Annotated in this window: 13 protein-coding genes; 9 read left to right on the top strand and 4 right to left on the bottom strand. The window is 72.3% G+C overall.

Features of this window, described 5'->3' with window-relative positions:
* Positions 1–28 precede the first annotated feature (28 nt).
* Together IF30_RS0103100 and IF30_RS0103105 are read left to right on the top strand one after the other, a co-directional pair.
* Entirely contained in the window at positions 29–817 is a 789-nt protein-coding gene (locus tag IF30_RS0103100; RefSeq protein ID WP_199807803.1) for an ATP-binding cassette domain-containing protein, read from the top strand.
* Positions 814–2,079 carry a sugar ABC transporter permease gene (locus IF30_RS0103105; protein ID WP_030231510.1) on the top strand — a complete coding sequence of 422 codons (1,266 nt, stop codon included), beginning with the start codon at positions 814–816 and terminating at the stop codon, positions 2,077–2,079. The genes IF30_RS0103100 and IF30_RS0103105 overlap by 4 nt, the downstream gene beginning before the upstream one ends.
* A 189-nt stretch (positions 2,080–2,268) precedes the next feature.
* Here the strand turns inward: IF30_RS0103105 and IF30_RS40910 are convergent, their stop codons facing one another.
* The 3 genes from IF30_RS40910 to murQ form a co-directional block, all read right to left on the bottom strand.
* Positions 2,269–2,556: a putative quinol monooxygenase gene (locus IF30_RS40910; protein ID WP_037898721.1), complete on the bottom strand. Its 288-nt coding sequence runs from the start codon at positions 2,554–2,556 to the stop codon at positions 2,269–2,271.
* Between the two features lie 61 nt (positions 2,557–2,617).
* Positions 2,618–3,544, bottom strand: coding sequence for an NADP-dependent oxidoreductase (locus IF30_RS0103115; RefSeq protein ID WP_030231512.1), 927 nt, complete (start codon positions 3,542–3,544; stop codon positions 2,618–2,620).
* 124 nt (positions 3,545–3,668) lie between these two features.
* A complete protein-coding gene (murQ, locus tag IF30_RS0103120; protein WP_030231515.1) occupies positions 3,669–4,565 on the bottom strand; it encodes an N-acetylmuramic acid 6-phosphate etherase in 897 nt (298 codons plus the stop codon).
* Between the two features lie 165 nt (positions 4,566–4,730).
* Between murQ and IF30_RS0103125 the strand changes: the two genes are divergently transcribed.
* Positions 4,731–6,302, top strand: a complete 1,572-nt coding sequence (locus tag IF30_RS0103125) for a sodium:solute symporter (RefSeq protein ID WP_051709082.1) — start codon at positions 4,731–4,733, stop codon at positions 6,300–6,302.
* Positions 6,303–6,465: 163 nt separating this feature from the next.
* Entirely contained in the window at positions 6,466–7,533 is a 1,068-nt protein-coding gene (locus tag IF30_RS0103130) for a polyprenyl synthetase family protein (protein ID WP_030231520.1), read from the top strand.
* 85 nt (positions 7,534–7,618) lie between these two features.
* On the opposite strand, the gene IF30_RS0103135 is transcribed toward IF30_RS0103130, so the two are convergent.
* Complete coding sequence (locus IF30_RS0103135; protein WP_234322559.1) at positions 7,619–8,368, bottom strand: FadR/GntR family transcriptional regulator; 750 nt, start codon at positions 8,366–8,368, stop codon at positions 7,619–7,621.
* Between the two features lie 214 nt (positions 8,369–8,582).
* Here IF30_RS0103135 and IF30_RS0103140 point away from each other — a divergent pair, with 214 nt between their 5' ends.
* Genes IF30_RS0103140 through IF30_RS0103160 form a run of 5 tightly spaced genes read left to right on the top strand, consistent with a single transcriptional unit; the run spans position 8,583 to position 14,371 of the window.
* On the top strand, positions 8,583–10,148 hold the full coding sequence (locus tag IF30_RS0103140; RefSeq protein ID WP_078891086.1) for an amino acid permease: 1,566 nt from the start codon (positions 8,583–8,585) through the stop codon (positions 10,146–10,148).
* Positions 10,145–11,503 carry a glutamine synthetase family protein gene (locus IF30_RS0103145; protein WP_030231528.1) on the top strand — a complete coding sequence of 453 codons (1,359 nt, stop codon included), beginning with the start codon at positions 10,145–10,147 and terminating at the stop codon, positions 11,501–11,503. Before IF30_RS0103140 ends, IF30_RS0103145 begins: the two co-directional genes overlap by 4 nt.
* Positions 11,500–12,228: a gamma-glutamyl-gamma-aminobutyrate hydrolase family protein gene (locus tag IF30_RS0103150; protein WP_030231532.1), complete on the top strand. Its 729-nt coding sequence runs from the start codon at positions 11,500–11,502 to the stop codon at positions 12,226–12,228. Before IF30_RS0103145 ends, IF30_RS0103150 begins: the two co-directional genes overlap by 4 nt.
* Positions 12,225–13,598 (top strand): aldehyde dehydrogenase family protein, encoded by a 1,374-nt coding sequence (locus tag IF30_RS0103155; protein ID WP_030231535.1) that lies wholly within the window; start codon positions 12,225–12,227, stop codon positions 13,596–13,598. Before IF30_RS0103150 ends, IF30_RS0103155 begins: the two co-directional genes overlap by 4 nt.
* 5 nt (positions 13,599–13,603) lie before the next feature.
* Positions 13,604–14,371, top strand: coding sequence for a 3-oxoacyl-ACP reductase (locus IF30_RS0103160; RefSeq protein WP_030231540.1), 768 nt, complete (start codon positions 13,604–13,606; stop codon positions 14,369–14,371).
* The last annotated feature ends 38 nt before the right edge of the window (positions 14,372–14,409 follow it).

Raw genomic sequence — 14,409 nt, forward strand, 5'->3', positions numbered from 1 at the left:
CACCATCACGGCGCACGGGAAGAAGGAGATGGTTCACGTGACAGGCGCACCCGTACTGGCGTTGCGCGGGGTCTCCAAGCGCTTCGGCGCCGTCCAGGCACTGACCGACGTGCACCTCGAGGTGCACGCAGGCGAGGTGGTGGCCCTGGTGGGCGACAACGGCGCCGGCAAGTCCACGCTGGTGAAGACCATCGCCGGCGTCCACCCCATCGACGAGGGAACGATCGAGTGGGAGGGCAAGGCGGTGTCCATCGGACGCCCGCAGGACGCCCAGACCCTCGGCGTCGCCACCGTGTACCAGGACCTCGCGCTCTGCGACAACCTCGACGTGGTCGGCAACCTCTTCCTCGGCCGCGAGCTGAAGAGCTTCGGCACGCTCGACGAGGTCGCCATGGAGAAGCGGGCCCGCGAACTGCTCGACACGCTCTCCATCCGCATCCCGAGCGTGCGCATCCCCATCGCCGCCCTGTCGGGCGGTCAGCGCCAGGTGGTCGCCATCGCCCGAGCCCTGGTCGGCGACCCCAAGATCGTCATCCTGGACGAGCCCACCGCCGCCCTCGGCGTCGAGCAGACCGCCCAGGTCCTCGACCTCGTCGAGCGGCTGCGCGACCGCGGCCTCGGCGTCATCCTGATCAGCCACAACATGGCCGACGTCAAGGCCGTCGCCGACACCGTCGCCGTCCTTCGCCTGGGCCGCAACAACGGTGTCTTCGAGGTGGCCGGCACCTCGCACGAGGAGATCATCTCCGCCATCACCGGCGCCACCGAGAACGCCGTCACCCGACGCCAGGCCCGACTCGCGGAGGAAACGAAGTGACCACCGAACAGACCACCCCGGCCGGGCCGGCCCCGGCCACCCCCGCGGTCGACCCCCGCCTGCTCGTCCGCGAGTCCGGCCTCGCCGGCTACCTCGCCGAGTTCAAGCGGAAGATGAAGAACGGAGACCTCGGCTCCGTACCCGTCGTCCTCGGCCTGATCCTCATCGGCGTCATCTTCCAGAGCGTCACCGGCGACTTCCTCAACGCCGACAACCTCACCAACATCACCAAGTGGATCGCCGGCCCCGGGCTGATCGCCGTCGGCATCGTCTTCGTGCTCCTCCTCGGCGAGATCGACCTCTCCCTCGGCTCCGTCTCCGGCGTCTCCGCCGCGATCGCCGCCGTCCTGTCCGTGCGCTCCGGCTACAACGAGTGGGTCGCCTGCCTCATCGCCATCGCCGCCGCCGTCGCCATCGGCGCCCTGCACGGCTTCTTCTTCGCCAAGATCGGCGTCCCGGCCTTCGTCGTCACCCTCGCCGGCCTGCTCGCCTGGAGCGGCCTGCAGCAGTACGTCCTGGGTGACAAGGGGACCGTCAACGTCGTCAACGACGGCGTCCTGGCCAACCTGGACACCTACTTCCTCGGCGACGGCGACGTCGCCTTCACGTGGGGCCTCGCCGTCCTCGGCATCGCGCTGTTCGCCCTCGGGCAGGTCCTCGACGCCCGCCGCCGCACCGCCGCCGGCCTCACCGCGCGTCCCATGAGCGAGATCGCCCTGCGCACCGGCGTCCTCGCCGTGATCGCGCTGACCGTCGCCTACATGCTCAACCAGGACCGCGGCCTGCCGCTGCCCCTGCTCGTCTTCCTGTCCGTCGTCGTCGTCACGGACTTCGTCCTGCGCCGCACGAGCTACGGCCGGCAGATCTTCGCGGTCGGCGGCGGCGTGGAGGCCGCCCGCCGCGCGGGCATCAACGTCGCCTGGGTCCGGATCTCGGTCTTCATGATCTCGGCCGGCCTGGCCGCCCTCGGCGGCCTGTTCATCGCCTCGCAGCAGGGCTCCGCCGACAAGATGCTCGGCGGCGGCAACGTCCTGATGAACTCCATCGCGGCGGCCGTCATCGGCGGCACCAGCCTCTTCGGCGGACGCGGCAAGACCTGGTCCGCCCTGCTGGGCATCCTGGTCATCCAGTCGATCATCACCGGTCTCGACCTGGTCCACGTCAACCAGGCCATCCAGTACATGATCACCGGCGCGGTCCTGCTCGCCGCCGTCGTCCTGGACTCCGTCTCCCGCCGCACGCGCAAGACGGCCGCTCGCTGATCCACCGTCACGTCCGGCACGGGCCGGCCCGGTATCCACCCTCAGGGGTCACCGGGCCGGCCCCTCCCGTCTCACCGGGCACTGTGGCGCCCGACCCCGATCGCGGCATCGCCGTGCCGGCCCGACCCGTCGCCGGCGGCGGCCGGCGCGCACCGGTGATCGACCGGACGGTCCCCGGTCGGCGGCTCGTCACACGACGGCGTAGGCCTCGGCCTGGCGGTCGATGAGGTGGGGGGTGATGCCGGCGAGGACCAGTCGCTGGTAGGGAACGCTCTCGCGGTGGGCGGTCAGTGCCTCTTCGTCCTCGTACTCGGCGAAGACCACGAAGGCGCCCCGGTCGCGCAGGGAGCGGACGACCCGGAAGGAGAGCACGCCGGGCTCGGTGAGCGCGGCCTCGGTGACGGCGGGGAGCAGGTCGGCGACGCGTTGCTCGGCGCCCGTGTCGGCGAGCCAGTCGGTGATGACGACGAGGGACACGGTGGGTCCTTCCGGGTGGTGCGGGGCGGTCCCGGGGCGGGGACGGCCGGGGTGGCAGAGGTCAGGGGACGGTGACGACGATCTTGCCGCGGGTGTGGCCGGCGGCGTTGAGGCGCTGGGCGTCGGCGGCCCGCTCCAGCGGGAACGTCGCCGCGACCTCGACGGTGAGCCGGCCGCTCTCGGCGAGCTCGGTCAGGGCGGTGAGGTCGGCGACGTCGGGGCGCACGAAGACGTAGCGGCCGCCGAGAGCGAGGACGGTGCCGTCGGCGACGGAGGCGAGGCGGCCGCCGTCGGCGAGGAGGGCCGGCGAGATCCGGAGGGCGTCGCCACCGACCAGGTCGAGGACGGCGTCGACGCCGTCCGGCGCCAGTGCGCGGACGCGGTCGGCCAGGCCCTCGCCGTAGGCCACCGGCTCGGCGCCGAGGGTGCGCAGGTAGTCGTGGTTGCGCTCGCCGGCGGTGCCGATGACGCGGGCGCCGAGGGTGACGGCGATCTGGACGGCGAGTGAGCCGACGCCGCCTGCGGCCGCGTGGATCAGCACGGTCTCGCCCGGCTTGAGCTCCAGGGCGCCGGTCAGCGCCTGGTAGGCGGTGAGGCCGGCCAGGGGGAGGCCGGCGGCCTGGGTGAAGTCGAGGTTGGCGGGCTTGCGGGCGAGGGTCCGTACGGGCGCGGCGACGAGCTCGGCGAAGGTGCCGCGGCGCACCAGGTCCTCGCGGACGTAGCCGATCACCTCATCGCCCGGGGCGAACTCGGTGACTCCGGCGCCCACCTGCTCCACGACGCCGGCGACGTCCCAGCCGGGGATCACGGGGAAGACCACGTCCATGGCGCCGTCGAGGTAGCCGGCCTGGATCTTCCAGTCGACCGGGTTGACCGACGCCGCCGCCACCCGGACCAGGACGGAGTCGGGGCCGAGCTTGGGCTCCGGCACGTCGCCGTACTCCAGGACGTCCGGTCCGCCGTAGCTGCGGTAGGTGATGGCCTTCATGGTGGTGCTCCTCGCCGGAAGTGTTGAGTCACTCGATGGTTCAGGTCCTCAAGTAACGAATAGACGGTAAGTCTCGATAGTTGAGGATGTCAAGTAACTCCGCCGGGTCCGACGGCCGGCGCGGTCAGCGGCGGCCCAACGCGCGGCGCGTGTCGCCGTCGCTCTCCCTCAGGCGGAGCTCGGCCTGCTCCCTCGTGCACGGCACGGCGAGCATGACGATGGCGGTCTTCACGTGGCCGTCCGCCTGCCGCAGGGCGTCGGCGGCGGTGCCCGGATCGGCGCCGGTGGCCTGGCCCACCATGCGGCGGGCCCGGTCGAGGAGCTTCTCGTTGCCGGCCCGGACATCGACCATGAGGTTGCCGTAGGCCTTGCCCAGTCGCACCATCGAGGCGGTCGAGAGCATGTTGCAGACCATCTTCTGGGCGGTGGCGGCCTTGAGCCGGGTGGAGCCGGTGAGGACCTCGGGGCCGGTGGGGACCTCGATGGCGACATCGGCGTGGCGGCTGACCGCCGCGCCCCGGTTGCAGGCGACCGACACCGTGGCGGCGCCCCTGCCGCGGGCGTGCTGCAGGCCTGCGACGACGTACGGGGTGCGGCCGCTGGCGGCGAGGCCGACGACCGTGTCCCGGCCGTCCACGCCGATCCCGTCGAGGTCGGCGACCGCCCGCGCGGGCTCGTCCTCGGCGCCCTCGACCGCTCGGGCGAACGCGCCCGGGCCGCCGCAGAGCACGCCCACGACCTGCCGGTCGGCGGTGCCGAAGGTCGGCGGGCACTCGACGGCGTCGAGCAGGCCGATGCGGCCGCTGGTGCCGGCGCCGAGGTAGACCAGCCGGCCGCCCCGCCGCAGGGACGCGGTGACCGCTTCGACGGCCGCTGCGATCTGCGGCAGCGCCTCGCGTACGGCGAGGGCGACGCCCTGGTCCTCGTCGTTCATGGCGGAGAGGATCTCCGGCACCGGCATGCGGTCGAGATCGGCGGTCCGCTCGTTGCGGGACTCGGTGTCGAGCGTGCTGAGGTCCACGGTGTGGTCGTCCTTTCGGCGGGTGGGCGGTGCAGCGGAAGGAGGTTGCGGCGACTGGCGGCCGGACGGGTCTGTCGGAGCCGCGTTCCGGGCGTCAGTCATTGACGTGTCGAGGTGGGCGTTCTGATACTCGCTGCACCGCGGTCCGGAAGCTAGGAGAGCGCGATGCGTCAACTCGACCTGCTCGTGGTCGTCGTCTACCTGGTCGCCGTCGCGGTGATCGGGCTGCGGCTGGCCGGCCGTCAGAAGACCTCCAAGGACTACTTCGTCGGCGAGGGCCACCTGCCCTGGTGGACGGTCTCGTTCTCCGTCGTGGCCACCGAGACCAGTGTGCTGACCGTCATCAGCGTGCCCGGCGGCGCCTACGGCGGACAGGGCTTCGGCAACGTCGAACTCGGCCTGGGCTACGTCATCGGCCGCATCGTCGTGGCCACCGCGCTCGTCCCGCTCTACAAGCGCGGCGGCTTCGTCAGCGCCTACCAGTACCTGGGCAGCCGGTTCGGCCTCCGACTCCAGGGGCTCGCCTCGGTGACGTTCGTCCTCACCCGGCTCCTCGCCGAGGGCGTGCGCCTGTTCGCCTCGGCGATCCCGATCAAGCTGCTGCTCGGCGAACTCGGCGTCCACACCGGCTACCGCGCCGTCATCATCGTGCTCACGCTGATCACCGTCGTCTACACCTACCTCGGCGGCATCAAGGCCGTCATCTGGACCGACGCCATCCAGATGGGCCTCTACCTCGGCGGCGCGGCCCTCACCGTCGCGGTGCTGTCCGGCCACGTGGGCACCGCCGGCTACGCGCGCGCCCTCGACGCCGGGCGGTTCCGCCTCTTCGACACCGACTTCGACCCCGCCCACGTCCTCACCAGTCCGTTCGCCCTGCCGACCGCGATCATCGGCGGCGCGATCTTCGCGATGGCCAGCCACGGCTCCGACCAGCTCATTGTCCAGCGCATCCTCGCCACCAGGACCCTGCGCGACGGCCAGAAGGCGATGATCGCCTCCGGGGTGTTCGTCACCCTCCAGTTCGCCGCCTTCTCCCTCGTCGGCGCCCTGCTGTGGGCCCGCAACCAGGGCAAGACCTTCAAGGAGCTCGGACTGGCCGGCTCCGACGACCTCTACCCCCACTTCATCCTGCACGGGCTCCCGGTGGTGGTCTCCGGATTGCTCGTCGCCGGCATCCTCGGCGCCGCCATGGGGTCACTGTCCTCGGCCCTGAACTCCATGGCGAACTCGACGGTGGCGGACATCGTCCACAGCTTCTTCCGCAGCACCCCCTCCGAGGAGTCCCTCCTCGGACTCGCCCGCGTCATGACACTCGTGTGGGCCGCGCTGATGGCCGTCTTCGCCTGCGCCTTCAGCGCCGGCACGGGCAACGTCTACCTCACCGGCCTCACCATCGCCGGCTACACCTACGGCGCGCTGCTCGGTGCCTTCCTGCTCGGCCGCCTGGTGCGGCGCGCCGACGAGAAGGACTCCCTGCTGGCCTTCGTGGTCACCGTCGCCGTGATGACCTACGTCGTGCGCGAGGTGAAGATCGACGCCACCACGGCGGCCGGGACCGTCCCCACCGCCATCGCGGCCCAGTGGCTGGTCCCGATCGGCGTGCTGGTCACCCTGGCCGTCGGCGGCCTGCTCAGCCTGCTCCACCGCGCACCCGAGACCCCGCGCATCCCCACGGGCGACGCGCGGCGCAGCGCCGAGGCCGGCCACGCCGAGCCCGCCGCCGCCCAGGACTGAACGCGCACGACCGCACGCGAGGGGCTGGGCTCGGGCCCGGAGCGGCGGGCCCCGGGCCACGCGTGGCGGATCGCGGCCACTTCGCAGGGGAGCCGAGGCGGCGGACGGCTTTTGGCGCCGTCGGCCGTCCGGATGCGAGGGTGGGCCCGTGAACGAGACGATCATGGCGGCCGCCCGCGAGCGGGCCGCCGCACACCGGCGCCGGTTCGACCTCCGCTTCAAGGCCTACTTCGCCGCCCTGCCGCAGCGCCTTGACACGCCGCCGCTCAGCCGCTTCACCCCGCGCTGCCTGGAGCTGCTGCGGGACCTCTCCCTGCGCGGCGGCAAGCGGCTGAGGGTCGCCCTGCTGTACGAGGCCGCCCGGCTGGTGACCACCGACCCGGTGCCCGGCCTGGAGGAGGCCGCGCTGAGCATCGAACTGCTCCAGACGCACGGGCTCGTCCACGACGACATCATCGACGACGCGCCGCTGCGCCGAGGCGGCCCCTCCACCTACTACGCCTACCGCCGGGAGTTCCCGGAGGCGGACCGCACCGCGCTCGGCCTGGCCGTCCTGGCCGGTGACCTCGCCGCCTTCCTCTCGACGCGGGTCCTGCTGGAGGCGGACGTCCCCGCCGAGCTGCGCCAGTCGATGCTGGAGGTGCAGCTGGACGCCGCCGCCGAGACGGTCACCGGCCAGATCGTCGACCTCGAACGCGACTTCCGGCCGCTCCCGGACGAGGAGTTCCTGCACACCGTCTGCGAGTACAAGTCCACCCGGTACTCCGTGCTCGCCCCGCTGCGGCTGGGGCTGCTGGCCGCCGGCGCGGACCTGGCGGCCCACGACGCACGGCTGCGCCGGTACGCGACCCTGGTCGGCATCGGCGGCCAGCTGCGCGACGACTACCTCGACCTGTTCGGCGACGACGACGCCACCGGCAAGTCCACCGGCGCCGACCTGCGCGCGGGACGCCGCAGCTACGCCCTGACCACCCTGCTCTCCCGCGCGGACGAGGCGCAGCGGGCCGAGGTGGAGTCCGCGCTCGGTGACCCGCACTGCCCCGCTGACACGGTCGCGCGCGTCCGCGAGCTGGCCCGGCTGCTGGGCGTGGACGGGAAGCTCCGCTCCGACATGCGCCACTGCGCCGAGGCGGCCCGGGCCGAGGCGGCGGGTTGGCGCCCGTACTGGCGTGCGGAGGCGGTGGCCTTCTTCGAGGGCCTGCCCCTGGCGAACTCGGTACCGGCCGGGTGACCGGGCGGGTCGTTCCGCGCGGCCCCGGGGGCTGCGGGACTGCGGGGCGAGGACTGAGCGCTGAGGGCTGAGGGCTGAGGGAGCCTCAGGCCAGGAAGCCCCGCAGCAGGGCGGCCGTCGCGGCGAGGTGTTCCTCGGTGGCGCGGCGGGCGGCGTCGCCGTCGCCGGAGAGGATCGCCCGGACCATCGCCCGGTGCTGCTCGGCGGCGTGCTCGATGTTCCGGGCCAGCATGGGGATGGCGTTGAGCAGGTCGTTGAGGCGCATCCTGGCCTCGGCGATGGCCGTGGCGAGGGTGGGGGAGCCGGTGAGTTCGCCGATGGCCAGGTGGAAGCGCGAGTCCAGCTGGCGGTACTGCTCGGGCGGGGCTCCTTCCAGGTCGGTCAGCCGGCTCTCCAGGTGGGCCCGCTGGTCGGGGGAGAGGGGCCGGCGGGCGGCCGCCTCGGCGGCGCCGACTTCCAGCACCTGGCGGTAGGTCAGCGCGTCCTCCAGCGCGCCGCCGAGGTCGCGGGCGGCGCGGCGCAGGTCGGCGACGTCCGGCGCGGGCATCCGGTAGGTGACGAAGGTGCCGCCGTACCGGCCGCGCCGGGGTTCGACGCAGCCGGCCTGTTGCAGGGTGCGGAGCGCCTCGCGCAGGGTCTCCCGGCTGACGCCGAGCCGGGTGGCGAGGTCCCGTTCGGCGGGCAGCCGGTCGCCGAGGCCGAAGACGCCGAGCTTGATCGCCTGGAGCAGCTTCTCGACGGTCTCCTCGAAGGCGTTGCCGTTCCGGACCGGGCGGAAGATCGCTCCGGCCTGCCAGTCGAGCCGTGCTCGCTCACGTGTTTCGTCCACGTCCACGCCGGAATCGTACCTACGAACGGGTTTCCGGGACTCGTTCCCTTCTCGCCCTTGACGTGACCCAGGCCCAGCCGGAACGATGCTGCTCACCCACCCCAATGGACTGATTCCAGACCATTGAAGAGCCGTCCGACCGTCGAACCCGTCGGGGCGACCGTGCCACGCCGCCGTGGCCGCGTGCTCCCCGGCACACCCTCAACCCCCAGGGGTGCCCATGACCGACGCACGCTCACCCGACCACCCTGCCCCCGAAAAGCCCCCGGCGAACACCGCCCCCGTCTCCGCCGACGAACAGCGGCTCCGCGAGCTGGGCTACACCCAGGAACTGGCCCGCTCGATGTCGGGCTTCTCCAACTTCGCCGTCTCCTTCTCCATCGTCTCGATCCTCTCCGGCTGCCTGACCCTGTACGGAACGGGGATGAAGACCGGAGGCCCGGCCCTGATCGTCTGGGGCTGGCCGGTGGTCGGCCTGCTCACCCTCTGCGTCGGGCTGGCGATGGCCGAGATCTGCTCCAGCTACCCGACGGCCGGAGGCCTGTACTACTGGTCCGCCAAGCTGACCCGCAGCCGCGGCCCGGCCTGGAGCTGGTTCACCGGCTGGTTCAACTTCCTCGGCCAGGTCGCCGTCACCGCCAGCGTCGACTACGGCGCGGCCTTCTTCACCAACGCGTTCCTCACCCTCCGCTTCGGCGTCGAGGCCAGCCCCGCGCACACCATGGAGATCTTCGCCGTCATCCTGCTGGTGCACGGCCTGCTCAACACCTTCGGGGTGCGCCTGGTCGCGGTCCTCAACAGCGTGTCCGTGTGGTGGCACCTGGTCGGCGTCGCGATCATCGTCGGCGCACTGGCCGTACTGCCCGACCGGCACGCCTCCGTCTCCTTCGTCCTCACCGAGTTCGTCAACCAGACCGGCTTCCACAACCAGTTCTACGTCGCCCTGCTCGGCCTGCTGATGGCCCAGTACACCCTGACCGGCTACGACGCCTCCGCGCACATGACCGAGGAGACCCGCGATGCCGCCCGCTCCGGACCGCGCGGCATCGTCAACGCCATCACCGTCTCCCTGGTGGCGGGCTGGATCCTGCTGCTCGGCATCACCTTCGCGATCCGCGACTACGACGGCGCGCTCAACAGCGACACCGACGTCCCGCCCGCGCAGATCTTCATCGACGCGATCGGCGCCGGCGGCGCCCAACTGCTGCTGCTCATCGTCATCGGCGCCCAGTTCTTCTGCGGAATGGCCTCCGTGACCGCCAACTCCCGGATGATCTACGCCTTCTCCCGGGACGGCGCGCTGCCCGGCTCCCGGCTGTGGCACCGCATCGACCCGCGCACCCAGACCCCCACCAACGCCGTCTGGCTGGCGACCGGCGGTGCGCTGCTGCTCGGGCTGCCCGCGCTCTGGAACACCACCGCCTACACCGCCGTGACCTCGATCTCCGTCATCGGCCTCTACATCTCCTACGTCATCCCGGTGTACCTGAGGCTGCGCCAGGGCGGGGACTTCGTCCGCGGCCCCTGGCACCTGGGCCGGTGGAGCCGGCCGATCGGCGTGATCGCGGTCGCCTGGACCGCCGTCATCACCGTCCTGTTCATGCTCCCCACCGCGAGCCCGATCACCGCCGAGAGCTTCAACTACACCCCCGTCGCCGTGGCCGTCGTGGTCGGCTTCGCCGGCCTCTGGTGGCTGCTCTCCGCCCGGCACTGGTTCACCGGGCCGCACGTCCACGGCACGCCGCCCGAAACCGACGCCCGGGACACCGAACTGGAGGCCCGATGACCACCCCCCGGCTCACCCTCGACGAAGTGCGCACCCGCGTCGCCGACGGGTCCGTCGACACCGTCGTACTCGCCATGACCGACATGCAGGGGCGCCTCCAGGGCAAACGCGTCGCCGCCGAGTACTTCCTCGACGACGTCGTGCCCGGCGCCGCGGAGGGCTGCGGCTACCTGCTGGCCGTCGACGTCGACATGAACACCGTCGACGGGTACGAGATCTCCTCCTGGGAGAACGGCTACGGCGACCTGACGCTGCGCCCCGACCTCGCCACCCTGCGGTCCGTCCCCTGGCACCCCGCCACCGTCATGGTCCAGTGCGACGTCGTCCACCACGACGGCAGCCCGGTCGCCGTCTCCCCGCGGCAGATCCTGCGACGGCAGCTGGACCGGCTGGCCGGATACGGCTGGCAGGCCCAGGCCGCCACGGAGCTGGAGTTCATCGTCTTCCGGGACAGCTACGAACAGGCCTGGGACAAGGACTACACCCGGCTCACCCCGGCCAACCAGTACAACGTGGACTACTCCGTCCTCGGCACCGGCCGGATCGAACCCCTGCTGCGCCGGCTGCGCAACGGCATGGCCGGCGCCGGCCTCACCGTCGAGTCCGCCAAGGGCGAGTGCAACCTCGGCCAGCACGAGATCGCCTTCAAGTACGCGGACGCCCTCACCACCTGCGACAACCACGCCGTCTACAAGACCGGCGCCAAGGAGATCGCCGCCCAGGAGGGCTGCAGCCTCACGTTCATGGCGAAGTACGACGAACGCGAGGGCAACTCCTGCCACATCCACCTGAGCCTGCGCGACGACCAGGGCACCCCGGTGTTCGCCGGCGACCGGCCGCACGGCTTCTCCCGCACCATGGAGCACTTCCTCGCCGGCCAGCTCGCCTGCCTGGCCGAACTCGCCCTGCTGTTCGCCCCCACCGTCAACTCCTACAAGCGCTACGTGCCGGGCAGCTTCGCCCCCACCGCCATCGCCTGGGGCCGCGACAACCGCACCTGCGCGCTGCGCGTGGTCGGCCACGGCCCGTCGCTGCGCTTCGAGAACCGCGTCCCCGGCGGCGACGTCAACCCGTACCTCGCGGTCGCCGCCCTGATCGCGGCCGGACTGCACGGCGTCGAGCAACAGCTCGAACTCGAACCGGAGTTCACCGGAAACGCGTACGCCTCCGCCGCTCCCCGGGTGCCCGCCACCCTGCGCGACGCGGTCGACGCCTTCGAACGGAGCGCCGTCGCCACCGAGGCCTTCGGCAAGGACGTCGTCCGCCACTACACCCACGCCGGACGCACCGAACTCGCCTCCTACGAGCGGGCGGTGACCGACTGGGAGCGGCGCCGCGGATTCGAGCGGCTGTGAACGGCGACGGCCGCCGACGACCACTGGTCGGCATCACCAGCTACCAGGACGACGCCGCCTGGTCCGTCTGGAACCAGCGGGCCTCCCTCGTGCCCCAGACGTACGTCGACGCCATCGCACGCGCAGGCGGCACCCCCGTGCTGCTGCCACCGCAACCCGGCGGCACCGACCACCTCGTCGACGTCCTGGACGCCCTCGTCCTCGCCGGCGGACCGGACATCGACCCGGCCCGGTACGCGGCGACCGCCGATCCGCGCACCGGCCCGCCCCACCCCGCCCGCGACGACTGGGAGAGCCGGCTGCTCCGAGCCGCCCTGGCCCGCGACCTGCCGGTGCTCGGCGTCTGCCGCGGCATGCAGATGCTCAACGTCGAACTCGGCGGAACCCTCCGCCAGCACCTGCCCGACGGGAGCCACCAGACCGCCCCCGCCCGCTTCGTCCGCCACCGGGTCGGCCTGGTGGACGGCAGCCGGCTCGCCGCCGTCCTCGGGCCGAGCACCGAAGTCTCCTGCTACCACCACCAGGCCGTCGACCGGCTCGGCACCGGTCTGCGGGCCACCGCCTGGGGCGCGGACGGCACCGTCGAGGCACTCGAACTGGCCGGCCGGAGCTTCGCGGTGGGCGTCCAGTGGCACCCCGAGACCGACCCCGACGACCCGCGCCTGTTCCAAGCCCTGCTCACCGCGAGCCGGACCACCTCCACGCACAGGGAGACAGCTCCATGACCGAACCGGACCTCTACGAGGTCGTCAACCCCGCCACCGAGGAGGTGATCACCACCGTCGAACTCGCCGGCGCCGCCGAGACCGACGCCGCCGTCGCCCGCGCCCGCGCCGCCTTCGACACCTGGCGCCGGGTGGCCCCCGCCGACCGGGCCCGGCTGCTGCGCGCCTTCGCCGCCGCCGTCGACGCCGACCGCGAACACCTCGCCGCACTGGAGGTCGCCAACGCCGGCCACACCATCGGCAACGCGCGCTGGGAAGCGGGCAACGCGCGCGACGTCATCGAGTACTACGCCGCCGCCCCCGAGCGCCTGTTCGGCCGGCAGATCCCCGTCGCCGGGGGCATCGACGTCACCTTCCAGGAACCGATCGGCGTGGTCGGCGTCATCGTGCCCTGGAACTTCCCGATGCCGATCGCCGCCTGGGCGCTGGCCCCGGCGCTCGCCGCCGGCAACACCGTCATCGTCAAACCGGCCGAACTCACCCCGCTCACCGCCCTGCGCCTGGCCGAACTCGCCCTGCGAGCCGGGATCCCCGAAGGCGTACTGCAGGTCCTGCCCGGCCGCGGCCCGGTCGTCGGACAGCGCTTCGTCACCCACCCGGACGTGCGCAAGGTCGTGTTCACCGGCTCCACCCGGGTCGGCAAGGCCGTCATGGCCGGCTGCGCCGACCAGGTGAAGCCCGTCACCCTCGAACTCGGCGGCAAGAGCGCCAACATCGTCTTCGCCGACGCGGACCTCGCCAAGGCCGCCGCGACCGCGCCCTACGCCGTCTTCGACAACGCCGGCCAGGACTGCTGCGCCCGCTCCCGGATCCTGGTCGAAGCATCCGCCTACGAGGAGTTCCTGGCGCTCCTGGAGCCGGCCGTGCACGGCGTGCGGGTCGGCGACCCGACCGACGAGAAGACCGAGATGGGCCCGCTGATCTCCGCCGCCCACCGGGCGCGGGTCTCCTCCTACGTCCCGGACGGGGCGGCCGTCGCCATCCGCGGCAGCGCCCCCGACGGGCCCGGCTTCTGGTACCCGCCGACCGTGCTCGCGCCCGTGCGCCACGACGACCGCGCCTTCACCGAGGAGATCTTCGGCCCCGTCGTCACGGTCGTCCCGTTCCGCGACGAGGAGGACGCCCTGCGCATCGCCAACGCGACCGAGTACGGGCTGTCCGGCTCCATCTGGACCAGGGACCTCGGGCGGGCCCTGCGGGTCTCACGCGGCGTCGAGGCCGGCAACCTCTCCGTCAACTCCCACTCCTCGGTGCGTTACACCACGCCCTTCGGCGGATTCAAGCAGTCCGGCCTCGGCCGCGAGCTCGGCCCGGACGCCCTCGACGCCTTCACCCAGACCAAGAACGTCTTCATCTCCACGGAGGAATGATCAGCATGACCCAGCGACTCGACGGCCGCGTGGCCGTCATCACCGGCGCGGGCAGCGGCATCGGCCTGGCGACCGCCCGCCGCTTCGCCGCCGAGGGCGCGAAGGTCGTCTGCGTCGACCTCGACGCCGAGACCGGCGCCAAGGCCGCGGCCGAGGTCGGCGGCCTGTTCATCCAGGCCGACGTCACCGACGAGGACGCGGTGCGCGACCTCTTCCAGCGGGCCGTCGACGAGTACGGGCGGCTCGACATCACGTTCAACAACGCGGGCATCTCCCCGCCGGACGACGACTCCATCCTCACCACCGGACTGGACGCCTGGAAGCGGGTCCAGGAGGTCAACCTGACCAGCGTGTACCTGTGCTGCAAGTACGCGATCCCGCACATGCAGCGCCAGGGCAAGGGCTCGATCATCAACACCGCGTCGTTCGTGGCCGTGATGGGGGCCGCCACCTCGCAGATCTCCTACAGCGCCTCGAAGGGCGGCGTGCTGGCCATGTCCCGCGAACTGGGCGTGCAGTTCGCCCGCGAGGGCATCCGGGTCAACGCGCTCTGCCCCGGCCCGGTGAACACCCCGCTGCTGCAGGAACTGTTCGCCAAGGACCCGGAGCGGGCCGCCCGCCGCCTGGTGCACATCCCGCTCGGCCGCTTCGCCGAGCCCGAGGAGATCGCCGCGGCGGTGGCCTTCCTCGCCTCCGACGACTCGTCCTTCATGACCGCCAACACCTTTCTCGTCGACGGCGGCATCTCCGGCGCCTACGTGACGCCGCAGTAGCGGCGGCCACCCCGGCGGCCGACCCGGCGGCCATCCCG

Origin of the sequence: Streptomyces sp. NRRL S-350 (assembly GCF_000719705.1) — a bacterium.
In the GTDB taxonomy this organism is placed as follows: Bacteria; Actinomycetota; Actinomycetes; order Streptomycetales; family Streptomycetaceae; genus Kitasatospora.

Excerpts from the sequence above, each read along its gene's own strand:
- IF30_RS0103100 (WP_199807803.1), top strand. The coding sequence starts at position 29 with ATGGTTCACGTGACAGGCGCACCCGTACTGGCGTTGCGCGGGGTCTCC.
- IF30_RS0103115 (WP_030231512.1), bottom strand. The coding sequence starts at position 3,544 with ATGAAGGCCATCACCTACCGCAGCTACGGCGGACCGGACGTCCTGGAG.
- IF30_RS0103125 (WP_051709082.1), top strand. The coding sequence starts at position 4,731 with ATGCGTCAACTCGACCTGCTCGTGGTCGTCGTCTACCTGGTCGCCGTC.
- IF30_RS0103130 (WP_030231520.1), top strand. The coding sequence starts at position 6,466 with ATGGCGGCCGCCCGCGAGCGGGCCGCCGCACACCGGCGCCGGTTCGAC.
- IF30_RS0103140 (WP_078891086.1), top strand. The coding sequence starts at position 8,583 with ATGACCGACGCACGCTCACCCGACCACCCTGCCCCCGAAAAGCCCCCG.
- IF30_RS0103145 (WP_030231528.1), top strand. The coding sequence starts at position 10,145 with ATGACCACCCCCCGGCTCACCCTCGACGAAGTGCGCACCCGCGTCGCC.
- IF30_RS0103155 (WP_030231535.1), top strand. The coding sequence starts at position 12,225 with ATGACCGAACCGGACCTCTACGAGGTCGTCAACCCCGCCACCGAGGAG.
- IF30_RS0103160 (WP_030231540.1), top strand. The coding sequence starts at position 13,604 with ATGACCCAGCGACTCGACGGCCGCGTGGCCGTCATCACCGGCGCGGGC.